The organism is Variovorax sp. RTB1, from assembly GCF_035018765.1.
Classification (GTDB): domain Bacteria; phylum Pseudomonadota; class Gammaproteobacteria; order Burkholderiales; family Burkholderiaceae_C; genus Variovorax.
In genome coordinates, this window is record NZ_JASJXG010000024.1 from 60,465 (window position 1) to 75,473 (window position 15,009).

The window sequence follows — 15,009 nt, forward strand, 5'->3', positions numbered from 1 at the left end:
CAGGCAACCAGGAAACCGCCGCCATGCGCTTGGAAAAATTCACGACCGACTCTTACCCGGTGCACCAGCGGCCTCATGCATGGCGCGAGGCTTTGCAGTTGCACAGCCTCCGGCCTGAAATGGCACCTGCAGCGGCGCCGCTCTACGGCACGCTGACCGCGCGGCGCACGGCGCGCGGTGTCGAAATGGCGCGGATCACTTCTTCACCGCAGACGATTCAACGCTTGGGCGCGGGAGCCGATGCGGTCTGGCTCGCGCTCCACATGGGCGGCGATGCCGCGCTGCATCATGGTCAGCAGACCATCGAACTGGCACCGGGTGACATCGTCTTCGGGCCGGCGCATGCGCAGGCCGACCTGGACTTTCGGTCCAACTTCCGTCAGTTCATGGTGTCGATGCCCGGCGCCAGCCTTAAAACTCGGCTGCCCGGTGACCATGCTTTCGCGCTCGGGCACCTTCGCGGCAGCGCGGGCCTGGGCCGCATGTTCGCGGGCACGCTGACCGCGCTGGCCGACGCCTTCGACACGCTGGATGACGACGACATCGCGCCCGTCGAGTCCGCTCTTTCCGAATTCATCGCGACCAGCATGGCGGCACGGCGCGACCTTGCCTTGCCGGCCTCGTCCGCCATCAGCAGCACGCGCGCTGCCACGGTGCGCCGGCTGTGCCAGTACGTCGATGCGAACCTGAGCGATCCATCACTGACGGTGGCCGGTGTGGCGGCCCACGAGCACCTGTCTGAGCGGCTGGTGCAAAAGCTGTTCGAAGGCCTCGGCCAGACCTTCACCGCCTACCTGCGCCAGAGCCGCCTCGAACGCTGCCGCGCCGACCTCGCCAATCGCCAGTACGGACACCTGTCGATCTCGGACATCTGCTTTCGCTGGGGTTTCAACGATCCGGCGCATTTCAGCCATTCGTTCCGCGACCGCTACGGCATGTCGCCACGACAGTACCGACAGCAGGCCAACGAGGTGAGCCAGCAGTCGCTGCGCAAGCGCATCAAGCGCGGCTGGCCATCGGGCTATTTCGAGACGCCGGCGGCGGACCCGGTTGCATCCAGTGCGGGCACCGACACGGTTGCTGCGAGACGCGCGGTCGACTCATCCTGCGTCGACGGGACGTCCACCAATGCCATCAGCACGGTCATCAGTACCGGCATCGGCGCCGGTCGCCACCATCACCTTCCGGCCAACGCGCAGACCATCCACTGGGGCTACTTCAGCCGCTCGATCCCGCCGGTGCTGCGCATCGAGTCCGGCGACATCGTCACCATCGAGACGCTGACCCAGCACGCCTACGACGACCACGAACGCATGATCAAGGGCGATTCAGGGGCCGAAAGCGTCTTCCACTGGACCGCCGAGCACAAGGCGGTGGACCGGCGCGGCGCGGGCCCGACTGACGCGTCGATCTACGGTCGCGGCAGTGGCGAGGGCTTTGGCGTGCACATCTGCACCGGCCCCATTTTCGTGAAGGACGCGCAGCCGGGCGACGTGCTGGAGGTGCGCATCCTCGATCTCGCGCCGCGCCTCGCGGCCAGTGCCAGGTACGAGGGCCGCGCCTTCGGCAGCAACGCCGCAGCATGGTGGGGCTTTCACTACGACGACCTGATCGAGGAGCCGAAGCAGCGCGAGGTGGTGACGATCTACGAAGTCGATTGCAGTCAGGACCAGCCCTGCGCTCACGCGGTCTACAACTTTCGCTGGACCCCCCAGCGCGATCCGAACGGCGTGCTGCACCCGACCATCGACTACCCTGGCATCCCTATCGACCGGGCCTCGATCGTCGAAAACCACGGCGTGCTGCAAGGCGTGACGATCCCCGTGCGCCCGCACTTCGGCGTGATCGCCGTGGCGCCTGCCGAGACTGGTCTGGTCGACTCGATCCCGCCCTCGTGCTTCGGCGGCAACCTGGACAACTGGCGCATCGCCAAGGGCGCAACCTTGTACCTGCGGGTGGGAGTCGACGGCGCCTTGCTGTCGGTGGGCGACCCGCACGCCTCGCAGGGCGACAGCGAGTTGTGCGGCACGGCCATCGAATGCTCGTTGACGGGCGTCTTCCAGATCGTGCTGCACAAGGCTGCAAACCTGCGCGACGAGCCCTTTGCCGACATCGACTATCCGCTGGTCGAGACGGCCGACGAGTGGGTGATCCACGGCTTCAGCCACCCGGATTATTTGAAGGAGTTCGGCGACAAGGCACGCAGTGCGATCTACGAAAAGTCGTCGCTCGACCCGGCCATGCGCGATGCTTTCCGCAAGACCCGGCGCTTCCTGATGACCGCGATGGGGCTGACCGAGGACGAGGCGATCTCGCTGATGTCGGTGGCGGTCGACTTCGGGGTCACGCAAGTGGTCGACGGCAACTGGGGCGTGCACGCGGTGATCCGCAAATCGATGTTCGCGGGTCGCGTGCGGGCGCAGGCTGCGCCCTCCGTCAACAGCCCGCTCAGCAGTCCTTGAAGATGCTCTTCTGAATCGACCCGTGGATGCCCCAGTTGGCATCCACGACCTGCGTGACGCCGAAGTTCGCCGCGACCGACAACAGGGCAATCGCCTCGTCCTCGCTGAGCCGGTGCACCGTCATCAGGAAGCGGCGCAACTTGCGAAAGGCGTCGCGCATGGCCGGGTCCAGCGACGAGTGACCGGCCACCAGCGTCTGTGCGTCGGTGCCCAGGGCCTCCAGGTAGTTCGGGTAGGTGAAGCCGTAGACCGACCACTGCTCGTCGGTCTCCAGCAGCGGGTGGTCCAGGCCCTCTAGGATCGTACCGCCCAACTCGTTGCTCTTGTGCAGGATGAACTCGAAGTCGCCGGTCAGCGAGGTCTCGATGGCGGTGCCGCCGAGTTCGCTGTCGCCCTGCGCCGCATGCGGATCGCCGACCGAGAAGAAGGCGCCGGGAACCGCCACCGGGTAGTACATGGTCGCGCCCTTGCCGATGCGCCAGTCGTCGATGTTGCCGCCGGTGTAGCTCGGCGGGATCGAGCTGACGAAGTCGGACTCCGACGGCGCCAGGCCCATCGTGCCGAAGTGCAGGCGAGCCGGCACCTTGACGTTGCGCAGGATGTTCTCGCGCTTGCGCACCAGCGTGTGGTCGACGCGCACGCCGGGATAGTCGATGTTGGTGTGCACCACGCCGTCGGGATCGGTTTGCGGTGTCCACACGTAGTTGTAGACCGCGCGGGCGAAGGGCTCACCCGAGGTGTCCAGCTCGAAGATGGTGACCACTTCGCGGGGCTTGGGCTCCTCGATCAAGTCGCGGTAGTGGAAGCCCCAGGACGCGGCCGCGTTCGAGCCGAAGCAGCGGCCCGCGTAGCAATGGTTGCAGCTGGGCCTCGGGCGCACGTCGAGGATGCGCACCTCCAGCACGTCGCCGGGTTCGGCGCCCTCGATGACCACCGGTCCCGTCAGCAGGTGCACGCCCAGCCCTTCGCCCTCGCCGAGCTTGAAGGGCCCCGTGACCGAGCCGGCGCCGCGCCGGGACACGGCCTTGTGCTCGCGTGTCCAGGCGAACACCGATTCAGCGCCGGGGTCGCCAGCGACCATGCGCTCGTAGTCGTCGTTGGCATGGTGGGTCAGCGTCTCGATGGTGACCCTGTCCCCCGACTTCACGACGAGCGAGGGCGCGACGGCCTTGCTGAAATAGCCCCAGTGGACGGTCTGGGGGGAGACGCTCAGGGTGTGGTGCTTCATGTGGGGTCGTTGGCAGGCGAAGGGGTGGACGGCAGCACGTCGGCGGCCATCACGCGAAGGAAACGGGCGAGCGCCGGGGCGCGCGGGTTCTGCAGAACGTCCAGCGCCGGGCCGCTTTCGACGACGCGGCCCCCGGCGAGGAAGACCACGCGGTCGGCCACCTCGGCGGCAAAGCGCAGTTGATGGGTCGAAATGATCATCGTCAGCCCTTCCTCGACGGCCAGGCGGCGGATCACGTCCAGCACCTCGTTGACGAGTTCGGGGTCGAGCGCCGAAGTGGGCTCGTCCAGCAGCAGCACGCTCGGCCCCGGCGCCAGTGCCCGCGCGATGGCGACGCGCTGTTGCTGCCCGCCGGACAGGTGGCGCGGCAGCGCTTCGACACGGTGCGCCAGGCCGACCCGATTCAGCAGTTCCAGCGCGCGCCGGTCAGCGGCCTCGGCCGTCCAGCCGTGCACCCAGCGCAGCGGGCCGGCCACGTTTTCACGGGCCGTCAGGTGCGCGAACAGGTTGAACTGCTGGAACAGCATGCCCACGCCCAGGCGGGCGCGTTCGCGAGCCAGGTCGCTGGGGGTCATGAGTTGGCCGTCGGGCCGGTAGCCCAGGCGGTGCCCGTCGACGTGGATCTGGCCCGCGTCCCAGCTTTCGAGGTGGTTGATGCAGCGCAGCAGCGTGCTCTTGCCAGAGCCGCTCGGGCCCAGCAGCGCGACCACTTCGCCAGCCTGCACGTCGAGGCTCAGGTCGTTCAGCACATCCTGCGGGCCGTACGCCTTGGACACGCCGTTGATGCGCAACGCGACCGGCGCATCGGCCAGCCGTGCGGCGCGGGCGGCACGATCGGTGGTCGACACCACCAGCGTGGGGGGCATCTCGCTCTCAGGCTCAGCCAACGACGCCGCACCGGTGTCCTCCAGGGTCGACTGGCTTGCTATCGGTAGTGCCACGCGGCGCCGTGGCAGCCAGCGCGCCAGTCCCGTCGACCTCGCCGGGCGGTCAAGATTGAAGCGCGATTCGAGCGCCAACTGCACCAGGCTGATCGCTCCGGTCAACCCGAGGTACAGCAGGCCGGACGCAAAAAAGATCGAGAAGAAATCGAAGGTCGAAGACGCCAGCTGCGTGCTGCGGAGCGTCAACTCGGGCACCGCGATGATCGAGGCGAGCGAGGAGTTCTTCAGCGTACTGACCGCCTCGTTGCCCATCGCGGGGATCATCGAGCGCAAGGCCTGCGGCGCGATGATGCGGCGCATCAGCACGCGCGGCGTCATCCCCAGTGCCTGGCCGGCAAGCACCTGGCCGCGGTCCACACCGAGCACGCCGGAGCGGAACATCTCGGCGATGAAGGTGGCCTCGTTGAACGCCAGCGCCACCCCGGCGGCCAGCAGCCCCGGCAGCTTGATGCCGACATGCGGCAGCGCGTCGTAGACGAACACGAACTGCAGGATGAGCGGCGTGCCGCGAAAGATCACCGCATAGCCACGCGCGAACGCGGCCAGCGGCTTGAAGCGGCTGAGTTGCATCGCCGCCAGCAGCAGTCCCACCACCACCCCGCCCGCCAGCCCGATCGCGGTGGCCCCGAGTGTGAAAACGATGCCCTGGATCAGGTAGGGCAAGGTGAGGTAGTGGAGGAACAACTCCATGTCACTTCGCCACGAGCAGACGCGGAGCCTCGAGGTTTTCGACGGGCATGCCGTGCTTCTTCAGCAACTCGGTGTGGATGCCGGCCTTCTGCAAGGTCACCAGCGCCGCCATCACCGCATCACGGAAGTCCGTCTTGCCCTTGGGCACTGCAATGCCGACCGAGTAGGGAATCGACACCGCAAGCGCCTTTTCCAACTTGTCCGGATAGGCCTTGACGGCGCTGTCGACCGTGTTGACATCGTTGACGTAGGTGTCGGCACGGCCGGCCAGGATGGCCTGGATGCAGTTCTGGTTGTTGTCGTAGAGCTGGATTTCCGGCTCGGGCTTGCCCGCCGCCTTGCACGCGGGGGCCAGCGCCTGGATCAGCGGCACTTCGACGTAGCCGGTGTTCTCGGCGGCGATCGCACCGCACATCGAGGCGTTGATGCCGGTGATTTTCTTCGGGTTGCCCTTGGCCACCAGCACGCCGTCGAAGACCTTCGAGTAGGTGATGAAGTCGGCCGCCTTGGCGCGTTCTTCAGTGGCGTAGATGTCGGAGATGACGATGTCGGCCTGGCCGGATTCCAGCGTGGTCAGCAGCGCCGCAAACGTCACCGCCTTGTAAGTCACCTTGAAGCCCAGGCAGGCGCCGAGGGTCTCGCCCAGGTCGATGTCGAAGCCGATGTACTTGTCCGGATTGTTCGGGTCGATGGTCTCGTAGCCGGGGGTGTGCGGATTGATCGCGTTGACCAGTGTCTTGCCCTTGAACTGCGGGTACTTGGCTTGCAGCGCGCTGCATTCGGCCGGGACCTTGGCGACCTCGGCATGAACCGAGGTGGCAGCCATCGCGAGGGCCGACAGGCTCAGGGCCGCGACTGCCACGCCGCGCAGACGGGCCAGCGCGGGAAGGCGCCGGACAGAGCGTCCGGACGGGAGAGAAAGGTTTTGCATAGTCCGAGACTCCTGGAAAAACGACGCAAGCGGCTGGCACCATGCCAGCTTTGCTGCAGCGCACCATGAGAGCGTAGGCGAGGGGCCGGGGCAGCACTTGTGTGTAGGCGCACGACTGCTTGTGCAGGCGTCCACGTCGGTCAGCCTGTCGAAACAGGGTTGCTATGCGCGGCGTTAAGGCGCTGGCTCGGACTTTTCGGCTTGATGCACCAACGCGACACGCCATTTGGGCAGCAGTGCCGCCGGCTGATACGAGCGTTTGCTGCGCCGGAACCCGGTAAGCCCCATGTCTTGTTCGAAGTTGAGCCAGGCGACCTCGCGCGCAAAGTGCTTGCAGAAGTGCTGGAACATATACGGATAGATCCCGACGTGACTGTCGAGCCCCTTCGCGAATCGCATCGCGAAGACGCCCGGCTGCAGCTCCTGCGCCAACACGAAACCAATCGGCAGGTCGCCGACGAAGTGAACGAATCCTTCGAGCCCGAAGCGTGCGGCGTTGTCGATCGCTTCGAGGCAGGCATCGTCGTCGGCCTCGCCCCGCGCCTTGCCCTTGTGCGTGAACCAGCCTTTCAGCACGCTGCGCGCAGCGTCGACCAGCTCGGGTCCGAACGGCCGGCAGGATGGCTCGTGCTGCGCCAGAAACTGACGCACCAGATTTCGCTTCTTCGCCAACGGGCGGCCGGCATAGTCGACGAAGGTTTCGGCTTGGTAAAGGTAGTCCGCATCGTCCGCCGACGCGGTCGCAACGAAGACGTTGTCCGGCAGCTCGGCCGCATCGCGCGCTGCCACCGGAAAGAGACATCCGTGCGCTTCGATCAGTTCCGACAGCACGTCCAGCGGCGCGCAACGCGGCACGAACAACGGCATGAAGTGTCGCGTACCGTCATACGCGCGGCCGGCGATGCCAGGCCAGTCACCATCGACGAACCGGTAGTCGTGCGCCGCCCTGAAAAGGTACAGATTGGAGAACGCGTGGTCCGACAAGCAGTGCTCGCCACTGCCCTCACGCAACGCAGCCAGCGCCGCATCGATGCGCGGCTGCAGGCCGAGTTCGATCGGCACGCCGTGCGTCAAGCGGTGGCCGCCACCTTCCGCACGCCGGGCTCGGGCGCGTCGGCCGGTGGACCGGCAAAGCACTGCGCGATCCGCAGCCAGTCGCGTGCCGATCCATCGCTGTAACGCAGGGCAGTGTCGGCCAGATTGCGGCGCTGCGTCACCAGCAAGCAGAAGTCATCTGCCGGCCCGCGGATGGTCTCCGACGACGCCGCATCGCCCCACGTCCAGACGCCGCCTTGGGGTGCATAGAGCTCGATGTAGGGCACGACGGCCGGTACCGGCTGCTTGCGGTTCACGAAGCTCCAGCCGAAGGTCGTGACACCGATGTGGGCGATGTGGCGCAGCCGGTCGGTAGCCGGTCGCCGGCGGCCGACGACGTCCCACACGTCTTGCCCGTGCGCCCAGGCTTCCATGAGACGCGCCGTCGCGAACGACCGTGCGCTCATGGTCGGGCCGTACCACGGTAGCCTGGCTTTTGGGTCGAGCGCTGCCAGCGCATCGACGAGTTGCGTCGAAAGGGGTTCCCAGTACGCGAGCAGTTCCGCGCCGTCGAGGTGACCGTACTTCTCCCGCGCGATGGCGCTGATTTCCTTGCCCGTGGCGAGCGTGGCGTTCAACGTCGCGGTGTCGGCGGCGAACGCGTCGGAGTCGGTGGCCGACAGCAGGCCGGTCTCGTCGAAGAAGCACAGGTGGGCAATTTCGTCCCACGGCGTCCAGCCGTAGAAGTCACTTCGCAGTCGCCACTGCGCAGGCGTCAGCGTCCGCACCAGGTCGGCCAGGTCGCGGTATTCGTTGCGGAGGTCGTCACTCGTTTGCTTCATCTTGGGTCTGTGCGCGTCGTGCCGCGCTTGTCGTGGTTGCGTTGTCTGATCGCGTTGTGTTTTATACGCCGAGCTGCCGTACCTTGACGAAGGGCGTGATCTCGCGCGCCACCAAGTCGCGGATGCTGGCGCGGAACGAAATTCCATGCAGGTCTCCGTTGTTTCAAAGAGGCTAGCGTGGGTGCGCGCCAAGGTCTTGCGCGCAGTGGCTGCGGTCAGCGACTCGGCGCAAGCATTGCAGGCGGTGCGTCGCTAGGCTGGCCGGATGCTTTCATCGATGAGACCACCCCCATGAGAGACAACGTAACGAACAAAGTCGTACGCATCGGCGGTGCTTCGGGCTTCTGGGGCGACAGCATGGTCGCCGCGCCGCAGTTGGTGAAGCTCGGCCGGCTCGACTACCTCGTGTTTGACTTCCTGGCCGAGACCACGATGTCGATCCTGGCTTCGGCGCGGGCCAAGAAGCCCGAGATGGGCTACGCCACCGACTTCGTCGACATCGCGATGAAGTCGGTGCTGTCCGAAATCAAGCGGCAAGGCATCAAGGTGGTGAGCAATGCTGGCGGCATCAACCCGCACGGCTGTGCGGCCGCGTTGCAGGCACTGGCAACGGCCGAGGGCATTTTGCTGAGTATCGCGGTGGTCGAAGGCGACGACGTCAGCATGCACATGCCCGGGCTGCGCGCGCGCGGCGTGCAGGATATGTTCACCGGCGAGTCGCTGCCCGACAAAGTGCTGAGCGCCAACGCCTACCTCGGCGCGACACCGATCGCCGCCGCACTCGTAGCCGGCGCCGAAGTGGTGATCACGGGGCGTTGTGTCGACAGCGCGGTGACGCTCGGCCCGCTGATGCACGAGTTCGGCTGGACGGATGCCGACTACGACCTGCTGGCCTCCGGCAGCCTGGCGGGCCACATCATCGAGTGCGGCTGTCAGGCGACAGGTGGTCTGCACACCGACTGGGAAGACATCCCCGACTGGGCCCATATGGGCTATCCGGTGATCGAATGCCACGCGGACGGCAGCTTCGTCGTGACCAAGCCCGAAGGTACGGGGGGCAAGGTGATTCGCGCCAACGTCGCCGAGCAGATGCTCTACGAGATCGGCGACCCGGGCGCCTATCTGCTGCCCGACGTGTGCTGCGATTTTCGCGATGTGACGATCGAGCAGCAGGGCGAGAACCGCGTGCGGGTGAGCCCGGCGAAGGGACGCGCGCCGACGCCGTTCTACAAGGTCTCGGCCACTCAACTCGACGGCTTCCGGTGCGCGGGCAGCATGGTCATCATCGGCATCGACGCCGACAAGAAAGCGCGTCGCACCGCCGAAGCGATCATCGAGCGCGTGAGCGACATCCTGCGCGAGGGCGGCATGCCGCCGTTCACTTCGACGTACATCGAAGTCGTCGGATCGGAGTCTTCCTACGGCGCGCAATCACGCGTGCGGCCGTCGCGCGAAGTGATGATGCGCGTGGTCGCGAACCATCCGCTGAAGGCCGCGCTGGCGATCTTCGCTCAGGAAATCTCACCATCGGGCACCTCATGGGCGCCGGGCACGACCAGCCCCGGTGGCGGTCGGCCGGCGGTGTCGCCGTTGATCAAGCTCTTCTCGTTTCTGCTCGACAAGCAGGCCTTGCCGGTGGCTTTCGTGATCGATGGCGAGCGGCAAACGGTATCGATCGGCAAAGGTGCCGGGGACGGTGCGACGCCTGATGTCGGCGCGCCTGAAGCGTGGAAAGAATTGGGTGGCGCTTCACGCGAAGTGCGGCTGATCGACCTGGCCTATGCACGCAGCGGCGACAAGGGCAACCTCTCGAACATCGGTGTCATTGCGCGCCGACCCGAATGGCTGCCGTTGCTGTGGAACCGGTTGAGCGACAAGGCCGTGGGCGACTACTTCGCGCACATGGTGCATGGCCGCCTCGAACGCTTCTACCTGCCCGGCACCGCGTCGCTCAATCTACTGCTGCACGATGCGCTCGATGGCGGCGGACCCTCGTCGATGCGGATGGACCCGCTCGGCAAGGGCATGGCGCAGATGCTGTTGGACATCGTCATCGAGGTGCCGGCATCGGTGGCCGACAGCTTGCCGGCACCGCGCGGCTGAACTCCCGTCGCTGCTGGCTGCGCGAGCGCTGCGGTGCGACTCAGCGCTTGCCGGTGATTTGCGCCGGCACGTCGACACGCGCCAGCACCTTGTCGATACGCCGGCCATCGAGCGCCAGCACCTCGAAACTCCAGCCCGCGCACTCGATGATCTCGTGGACCTTCGGCAACTGTCCCGACACCGACATCAGCAGGCCCGCAACGGTGTTGTAGCGGCCGCGGTCTTCATCGGGCAACTCGCGAATGGCGAGGCGCGCACGCAGTTCCGACACGGGCATCAGGCCGTCGAGTTCCCACACGCCCACTTCGCGCTCGGTCGCCCAGGCATCGGTCTGCATGCCGGGCTGCAGCTCACCGGTGATCGCTTCGAGCAGGTCGCGCGGCGTCATCAACCCCTGCACCACGCCATATTCATCGACCACGAAAACGAGGCGGCCGGCGCGCTCGCGAAACTGTTCCAGCAGCTCCATGCCGGTCAGCGTTTCTGGCACGAACGAGGCTGGCTGGGCCACGCTTTCGATCGAGCCTTCGTAGGCAGGCCCGAGGCGCAACAGATGTGCGACGCTGATCACGCCGACCACGTCGTCCAGAGAGTTGCGGCACACCGGATACCAGGAGTGCACCAGGTTGAGCGCTCCGGCAGCCGCCACGTTTTGCAGACTCGACGCCACGGTACCGGAGGCTTCGAGCCATTCGATGTCGCCGCGTGGAATCATCAACGACGACAGACGCCGATCGTCCAGATGGAACACGTTGCGCACCATCTGGTGCTCGTGCTGCTCGATGAGGCCGGCATCGACGCCTTCTTCGAGGCTGGCGGAGATTTCTTCTTCGGTCACCACGCGGGCCGAGTTGGTGTCGATCTTCAGCAGCTTGAGAATGGCCGCGGTCGCACCCGAAAGCAGCAGGACGAACGGCTTGGCGCCCTTGGCAAGCCAGCGCATCGGCCGCGCCACGAAGCGCGCGACAGGCTCGGGATAGAGCTGGCCAATGCGCTTGGGCACGAGCTCGCCGAAGATGATCGTGAAGAAAGTGATGCAGGCGACCACGACCGCGGTCGACGCGACGCTTGCTGTCCCTGTACGCATGCCGAGGCTTTCCATCCAGACCGACAAAGGTGCTGCGAAAGCGGCCTCCCCGACGATGCCACTGAGCATGCCGATCGAGGTGATGCCGATCTGGACGCTCGACAGAAACTGCGTGGGGTCTTCCATCAGCTTGAGCGCCGCAGCGGCGCCGGCGTCACCCGATTCGGCCATGGCCGCAAGCCGTGCACGCCGGCTGGTCGACAGCGCCATTTCGGACATGGAGAACAACGCGTTGAGCGTGGTCAACAAGGCCAGCAGAAGGACATCCATGGACGCGGGTGAGAATGGGAAGCATGGCACTCTACCTTATCGGTGACGTGCAGGGCTGCGACGAAGCGTTGCAGCGCCTGCTCGACAAGATCGACTTTTCCGCGAGCCGCGACAACGTGGTGCTGCTCGGCGACCTGGTCAATCGCGGACCCGAATCGGCCGCCGTGTTGCGCCGCGTGCACGCGCTCGGCAATGCCGCCAACGCGCTGCTCGGCAACCACGACCTGCACCTGCTCGGTATCGCGCATGGCGCGCGCAAAGCCGGCCGCAAGGACACGCTGGCGCCGCTGCTCGCCGCGGCCGACAGCGAAGAGATGCTCGACTGGTTGCGACATCAATCGATGGCGCTGCATCGCACCGTCGGCGGCAAGGATCTGCTCATGGTGCACGCCGGCGTGTTGCCGCAATGGAACGTGGCCGATACGTTGACTCTGGCCGCCGAGGTCGAGTCCGTGCTGCGCGGTCCGGCGCTCAACGAGTTCGTGATGACGATGTACGGCAACGAACCGGCGCAGTGGAGCGACACACTCGCCGGCAGTGCGCGACTGCGCGTGATCGTCAACGCGCTGACGCGGCTGCGCTTCTGCTCAGCGGCGGGCGTGATGGATTTCGACGCGAAAGACAGTGCCGACACAGCGCCGGCTGGCTGCATGCCGTGGTTCGACGTACCCGGTCGCAAGACCGCTGCGGCGACGCTGGCGTTCGGACACTGGTCGACGCTGGGCTACGTCTCGCGGCCCGACCTGTTGTCGACCGACACCGGCTGCGTTTGGGGCGGCTGCCTGAGCGCGGTGCGCATCGGCGCCACGCTGGACGAGCGGGAGTTGATTCAGGTGCAGTGCGCAGAAGCGCAAAAGCCGGGCGTCTAGCCCGGCTTTTGCGATCGCTGCAGATTTGCCCGGGTCCGCCGACCCGGTTGCTGCGCGTTCAGGTCGTCGGTTCGCTGGTCTTGAACAGCGCAGCGACCTTGCGCTTGGTCTTGATGTTGCTCGAGATACCGCGCGAAGGCGCCGCTTTCGCAGCGGCTTCCCATGCCGGCGTTGCGTCGGGCTGACCCGGTTCGTACGGCTTGTCGAAGAACGGGTCGCGCGACATGGCGGGGCCCCGGTGCGGACGCCCGCCGCCACGCATCGGCGGCCGCGCTTCGCTGAAACGCTCGTTGCTGCACTCACCGCCACGATCACTGCGATCGCGCGACTCGAAGTTGCTGCCGCTATCACCGTCAGTCCTTGCGCGCGGCTGGTCGAGCACATCGCGTGCATCGCCGGCCTCGCCCTCTTCGCGCCAATGACGGCGACCGTCGTTGATGCGACCTCGGGGAGTGTCTTCTTCGAACTCGATCGCTTCGAGTTCGATCTTGGTCTTGATCAGCTTTTCAATGTCAGCGACAAGCCGTGCATCGTTACCGCCGCTGGCAAAGCTGACCGCGAGACCCGACGCGCCGGCACGACCGGTGCGGCCGATGCGGTGCACGTAGTCTTCGGCGTTGAACGGGATGTCGAAGTTGAAAACAGCCGGCACGTCCTTGATGTCGAGACCACGTGCCGCCACGTCGGTGCACACCAGCAGATCGACTTCGCCCTTCTTGAACGATTCGAGCGCCTTCAGCCGCTCGTCCTGGCTTTTGTCGCCGTGCAATGCGGTGGTCTTCAGGCCTTCGCGCTCGAGCGACCGGGCCAGACGGGCGCACCCCAGCTTGCTGTTGACGAAGACGAAGGCCTGCGTGATGCCGCGTTGCTTGACGATCTGCTTGAGCGCGCGGCGCTTGTCGTCGTCGCTCACGCTGTAGAAATGCTGCTCGACGGTCGATGCCGTTTCGTTGGGCCGGGCCACTTCGATGAGCACCGGGTTCTGCAGATAGCTGCCGGCGAGCCGCTTGATTTCGGGCGAGAAAGTGGCCGAAAACAGAAGCGTGATTCGCTGCTTGGGCAGGTAGCTCAGGATGCGCTGCAGGTCGGGCAAGAAGCCGATGTCCAGCATGCGGTCGGCCTCGTCGAGCACGACATACTCGACCTGGTTGAGCACCGCGTTCTTGGCTTCGATATGGTCGAGCAGCCGGCCGGGCGTTGCCACCAGCACTTCGACGCCCTTTTTGAGCTCGAGCGTCTGCGGCTTCATGTCCATGCCGCCGAAAACGACCGCACTGCGCAGATTGGTGTACTTGGCGTAGAGCTCGACCTGCTGCGCGACCTGCACGGCGAGTTCACGCGTCGGCAGGAGCACCAATGCACGCACCGGATGCCGGGCGGGCGAGGTCGATGAGTTTTCGTGCTTGAGCATGCGCTGCAGCAAGGGCAGCGCAAACGCTGCGGTCTTGCCGGTGCCGGTTTGGGCGGCACCCATCACGTCTTGACCCGACAGCACGACCGGAATCGCCTGCTCCTGGATCGGTGTCATGGTCTCGTAGCCCATTTCGGCTACGGCGCGCGCCAGCGGTTCAGCCAGCGAAAGATTGGAAAAGGAGCTTGTCATTGAGCCCTCTATTGTCGCACCGCCGCAAAAAACACTGATGACAGCGCTGAGACACGGCTTTTTGCGGTTAAGGGGGCGGCCTCATCGCGGCGTCCATCGAAGCGTTTTCGAAGACGTCAAAGACTCTTTGAATTGAACGTGTCGCACGACTGGATGCTGCCGCTCTGGTAGCCGGCACCGAACCATTTCTGCCGTTGCGCGCTTGATCCGTGTGTGAAGCTGTCGGGCACCACGGCACGGCCAGCCGACCGCTGCAGCGCGTCGTCGCCGATCTTTTGCGCGGCGTTCATCGCCGACTCGATGTCGCCCGGGTCGAGCCAGTTCTTCGACTGCTGCGACTTGTTCGCCCAGATGCCGGCGAAGCAATCGGCCTGCAATTCGACGCGCACGCTCAGCGCGTTGTTCTGCGTCTGGCTCAGCCGGCTGCGCATTCCGTCGACCTTGCCCGTGATGCCGAGTTCGTCTTGAACGTGATGGCCGACCTCGTGCGCGATGACATACGCCTGCGCGAACTCGCCCGGCGCGCCGAGTTGGTTCTTCAGCGTGTCGTAAAAGCCGAGGTCGATGTAGACCTTCTGATCGCCGGGGCAATAAAACGGGCCCATCGCCGACTGGCCGGTGCCGCAAGCCGTCGGCGTGACGCCGCGAAACAGCACAAGCTTGGGCGCGTGGTAGGTGCCGCCGTTCTTCTGGAAGATATCCGTCCAGACGACTTCGGTGTTCTTCAGAACGGTCGAGACGAACGAGGCTTCGCGATCACTGGACGGCGGCGCCTTGGCCGGGCCTTGCTGTTGCTGGACCTGGGGAGCCTGGCCCCCACCCGTCAGCAAACCGAGCACGGTGAGCGGATTGATGCCGAAAATCCAGCCTGCGATCAGCGCCACCGCCACAGTGCCGATGCCGACACTGCGACCGCCGATCGGAAATCCACCGCCGCCCCCGCCC

At 65.8% G+C, this 15,009-nt stretch carries 11 protein-coding genes; 3 read left to right on the forward strand and 8 right to left on the reverse strand.

From position 1 onward, the window contains the following. Positions 1–23 precede the first annotated feature (23 nt). Complete coding sequence (locus tag QN397_RS15855; RefSeq protein ID WP_323501405.1) at positions 24–2,462, forward strand: acetamidase/formamidase family protein; 2,439 nt, start codon at positions 24–26, stop codon at positions 2,460–2,462. Here the strand turns inward: QN397_RS15855 and QN397_RS15860 are convergent. The 5 genes from QN397_RS15860 to QN397_RS15880 all read right to left on the reverse strand — a co-directional run bounded on the left by QN397_RS15860 (position 2,449) and on the right by QN397_RS15880 (position 8,132). Further along, positions 2,449–3,690 (reverse strand): acetamidase/formamidase family protein, encoded by a 1,242-nt coding sequence (locus QN397_RS15860; protein ID WP_323501407.1) that lies wholly within the window; start codon positions 3,688–3,690, stop codon positions 2,449–2,451. The genes QN397_RS15855 and QN397_RS15860 overlap by 14 nt on opposite strands. After that, positions 3,687–5,324, reverse strand: coding sequence for an amino acid ABC transporter permease/ATP-binding protein (locus QN397_RS15865; protein WP_323501408.1), 1,638 nt, complete (start codon positions 5,322–5,324; stop codon positions 3,687–3,689). Before QN397_RS15865 ends, QN397_RS15860 begins: the two co-directional genes overlap by 4 nt. Position 5,325: 1 nt before the next feature. Further along, the gene (locus QN397_RS15870; RefSeq protein WP_323501409.1) at positions 5,326–6,255 is read right to left on the reverse strand and encodes an ABC transporter substrate-binding protein; all 930 of its coding nucleotides are present in this window, start codon (positions 6,253–6,255) and stop codon (positions 5,326–5,328) included. A 174-nt stretch (positions 6,256–6,429) separates the two neighbouring features. Next, positions 6,430–7,329, reverse strand: a complete 900-nt coding sequence (locus tag QN397_RS15875; protein ID WP_323495335.1) for a phosphatidylglycerol lysyltransferase domain-containing protein — start codon at positions 7,327–7,329, stop codon at positions 6,430–6,432. Next, the gene (locus QN397_RS15880) at positions 7,326–8,132 is read right to left on the reverse strand and encodes a TIGR03084 family metal-binding protein (protein WP_323501410.1); all 807 of its coding nucleotides are present in this window, start codon (positions 8,130–8,132) and stop codon (positions 7,326–7,328) included. The genes QN397_RS15875 and QN397_RS15880 overlap by 4 nt, the downstream gene beginning before the upstream one ends. A 291-nt stretch (positions 8,133–8,423) precedes the next feature. Between QN397_RS15880 and QN397_RS15885 the strand changes: the two genes are divergently transcribed. Continuing rightward, complete coding sequence (locus QN397_RS15885; protein ID WP_323501411.1) at positions 8,424–10,235, forward strand: acyclic terpene utilization AtuA family protein; 1,812 nt, start codon at positions 8,424–8,426, stop codon at positions 10,233–10,235. A gap of 40 nt (positions 10,236–10,275) precedes the next feature. Here QN397_RS15885 and QN397_RS15890 read toward each other — a convergent pair whose 3' ends face one another. Continuing rightward, positions 10,276–11,592 (reverse strand): hemolysin family protein, encoded by a 1,317-nt coding sequence (locus QN397_RS15890; RefSeq protein WP_323495339.1) that lies wholly within the window; start codon positions 11,590–11,592, stop codon positions 10,276–10,278. 23 nt (positions 11,593–11,615) lie between these two features. Here QN397_RS15890 and QN397_RS15895 point away from each other — a divergent pair, with 23 nt between their 5' ends. Further along, positions 11,616–12,461: a symmetrical bis(5'-nucleosyl)-tetraphosphatase gene (locus QN397_RS15895; RefSeq protein WP_323501412.1), complete on the forward strand. Its 846-nt coding sequence runs from the start codon at positions 11,616–11,618 to the stop codon at positions 12,459–12,461. 58 nt (positions 12,462–12,519) lie between these two features. Here QN397_RS15895 and QN397_RS15900 read toward each other — a convergent pair whose 3' ends face one another. Together QN397_RS15900 and QN397_RS15905 are read right to left on the reverse strand one after the other, a co-directional pair. After that, entirely contained in the window at positions 12,520–14,064 is a 1,545-nt protein-coding gene (locus QN397_RS15900) for a DEAD/DEAH box helicase (protein WP_323501413.1), read from the reverse strand. A 116-nt stretch (positions 14,065–14,180) separates the two neighbouring features. Next, a partial coding sequence (locus QN397_RS15905; protein WP_323501414.1) for a neutral zinc metallopeptidase occupies positions 14,181–15,009 on the reverse strand: 829 nt, incomplete at its 5' end.

Bases quoted from the DNA above. Each gene is read 5' to 3' on its own strand.
- QN397_RS15855 (WP_323501405.1), top strand. From the start codon at position 24: ATGCGCTTGGAAAAATTCACGACCGACTCTTACCCGGTGCACCAGCGG.
- QN397_RS15860 (WP_323501407.1), bottom strand. From the start codon at position 3,690: ATGAAGCACCACACCCTGAGCGTCTCCCCCCAGACCGTCCACTGGGGC.
- QN397_RS15865 (WP_323501408.1), bottom strand. From the start codon at position 5,324: ATGGAGTTGTTCCTCCACTACCTCACCTTGCCCTACCTGATCCAGGGC.
- QN397_RS15870 (WP_323501409.1), bottom strand. From the start codon at position 6,255: ATGCAAAACCTTTCTCTCCCGTCCGGACGCTCTGTCCGGCGCCTTCCC.
- QN397_RS15880 (WP_323501410.1), bottom strand. From the start codon at position 8,132: ATGAAGCAAACGAGTGACGACCTCCGCAACGAATACCGCGACCTGGCC.
- QN397_RS15885 (WP_323501411.1), top strand. From the start codon at position 8,424: ATGAGAGACAACGTAACGAACAAAGTCGTACGCATCGGCGGTGCTTCG.
- QN397_RS15890 (WP_323495339.1), bottom strand. From the start codon at position 11,592: ATGGATGTCCTTCTGCTGGCCTTGTTGACCACGCTCAACGCGTTGTTC.
- QN397_RS15895 (WP_323501412.1), top strand. From the start codon at position 11,616: ATGGCACTCTACCTTATCGGTGACGTGCAGGGCTGCGACGAAGCGTTG.
- QN397_RS15900 (WP_323501413.1), bottom strand. From the start codon at position 14,064: ATGACAAGCTCCTTTTCCAATCTTTCGCTGGCTGAACCGCTGGCGCGC.